Annotated in this window: 2 protein-coding genes and 1 riboswitch; both genes read right to left on the bottom strand. The window is 37.9% G+C overall.

The window, feature by feature from the left end:
* Positions 1 to 136: 136 nt before the first annotated feature.
* A complete protein-coding gene (locus GC093_RS32465; RefSeq protein ID WP_216624986.1) occupies positions 137 to 829 on the bottom strand; it encodes a polysaccharide deacetylase family protein in 693 nt (230 codons plus the stop codon).
* 103 nt (positions 830 to 932) lie between these two features.
* Positions 933 to 1,751, bottom strand: coding sequence for a stalk domain-containing protein (locus GC093_RS32470; protein ID WP_171656106.1), 819 nt, complete (start codon positions 1,749 to 1,751; stop codon positions 933 to 935).
* A riboswitch (cyclic di-AMP (ydaO/yuaA leader) is annotated at positions 1,752 to 1,892 on the bottom strand.
* Positions 1,893 to 2,337 lie beyond the last annotated feature (445 nt).

Genomic DNA, 2,337 nt, shown 5'->3' on the forward strand with positions numbered 1-2,337 from the left:
TGAAAAAGAAGCAGTTGATCTTTCATAGATCGACTGCTTCTTTTTGTGTAAAGAGATTGCTGGGATTAAATTGCTACTATGTTTAAAACACTTATTATCTACTGAAAGCTGGCCTCGAGTAAGCTGATGACTGTTATTATTTAGTTTTTGAAATTAAATCGGTCACAGTCACAAATTCAAATCCTTGCTTTTTCAACTCAGGTAAAATTCTGCGTAACGCTCCTACCGTTTGTGTACAATCCCCCTGCAAATCATGAAACAATATAATATCCCCATTGTGTACGTTGGAGAGAACCGTATCCACTATTTTGTCTATACCAGGCCTCTTCCAATCCTTAGTGTCCTGATACCAGGACCACATCACAACCGTTAGCTTGTCTTCCTTTGTTAAATCGAGCAGAGCCTCATTATAGAAGCCACCAGGAGGGCGAAATACATGGGGAACTTGCTCAGTTATATCAAAGATTACTTCTTGTGTCTGACGTATTTCTTCGATTAATTTAGCGGGAGAGACATTTTTTAGATAATGATGATCAAAAGTATGATTTGCAATCTCATGCCCTTCATTTACCTCACGAATTGCAATAGTCGGGTACATTTGTACTCTTTTTCCTAACACAAAAAAAGTTGCTTTAGCCTGATGTTCTTTTAATAAATCAAGAATTTGAGGTGTAAATACTGGGTTTGGCCCGTCGTCAAACGTGAGCGCGATCAATTTCTTATCAGTGGTGACGTTCCAAACTACTTCGCTATTAGGGCTTACAGAAGCTGCTGTGGTTAAAGCGACAATGAGTGCACAAACGGCTGACCTTTTAATTATATTGAACAATATAATCAACTCCTCGCGAATCCTTTCTATAGTTTGCAAGAACGTTATTAGGAATATACAAAAAAGCAGCCGCTCATTTTAAGCAACTGCTTAGAAAATTTTTCTATTGATTTTTGAGCATATAGATTTTTACCTGTTGAATTCCAAATTTCATCGCCTTTGTTTTGCTGTCTGGAACGTAAATATCAATTTTATTGCCTTTAACGGAACCACCTATATCTGAAGCAACTGCATACATGCCTTCAGCTGGCAATCCATCATAGCTATAGCCTTCAATGTAAACTTTTGAACCTAATGGGATGACTGTTGGATCCACGGAGATAGTACCTACCTGCAGAGGATTTCCAAAGTAATCTACGCTGGGATGGCCACCATTTTCTGATGATGATCCGGTGTATGCTGTAGCCTTAGCGTCGATAATTCCTTCGAATTGGGTTGCATACCAAGCTGGAGCGTGATAATTCTTATCTTCATTTAGGATAGCTATGCGGTTTGTTGAATCCCATTGTATACGAATTTTTAGCAAATCAGCTAGTGACCTAAAAGGTACATATACTTTTCCATTGATGAATTGTGGCGCTGAAACAAGTGAAACAGGTTTTTCGTTAACAATAGCTGTAAGGCTTCCCGTAGTGAAAGTAAATGTATTACTTTGGTTCTTAAGAGTTACTTTCCATGCTTGGCCTACAGGTTCGGGATGAGCCTCTAATCCTAGCGAATCACTCATAGACCGAACAGGAACCTGCAGAAGGTGTGAACTGTCCAAGAAAGGCTGTGAATCTGGAAAATTGACCAGCTTATCATTGATCTGTACTTTGATTTCTGTTGATACTGGTGGAGAAGCGAGTGCACTTGTTGCTGGAACAAGATAACCAAACAGTAAAGATGATGTGATAACAACGCTTTTGACAAAACTATTCATTTATTCCCTCCTTGTGCCTCCGAGGTTAGTTGACGGATTCGGGAAGAGGATTCTCCCTAGCTTGCATGCCTGCATTCATTCACCCCAATAAATCGTCCCCCGTACAAACAAGATATCTGTTTGATTCGGCATTTTTAGAAGTTATCATATATCAGTCAAATGATCAACGTATAAAATCAACCAGTAAATTACTTAATTTGGGCATTATTAAAAAAATACCTAAGTATTTCAATATTTTGCGAATGTCGTTATGCCTATTATTTATAGAAGGTAAATTCACTTAAATATAAATAAACCTTTTAGTTGCTATTAGTAGAGTATCGTGGTATATTAGTCGTCCGGCCATTAACGGCATGGAATGCAAAGCAGTTAAACAACATGAACAAAAAAAATAACTTGCATTGTTTAAATCATTATGATATATTAATCAGGTCGCTTTTGACAGGTTGTCGAAAGTAATGGTAAATATAACACAATTGCCCTTTGAAAACTGAACAACGAGTGAGTGTTAAAATAGAGAATGCAAATTCTCGCTAGCATTACTTTTGAGCTTAAGACAAGCTTGCGTTAAACGGACGCTTCGGCG

This window comes from Paenibacillus foliorum, from assembly GCF_013141765.1.
GTDB lineage: Bacteria > Bacillota > Bacilli > Paenibacillales > NBRC-103111 > Paenibacillus_S > Paenibacillus_S foliorum.

Coding starts and splice junctions, on each gene's coding strand:
- GC093_RS32470 (WP_171656106.1), bottom strand. CDS start 1,751: ATGAATAGTTTTGTCAAAAGCGTTGTTATCACATCATCTTTACTGTTT.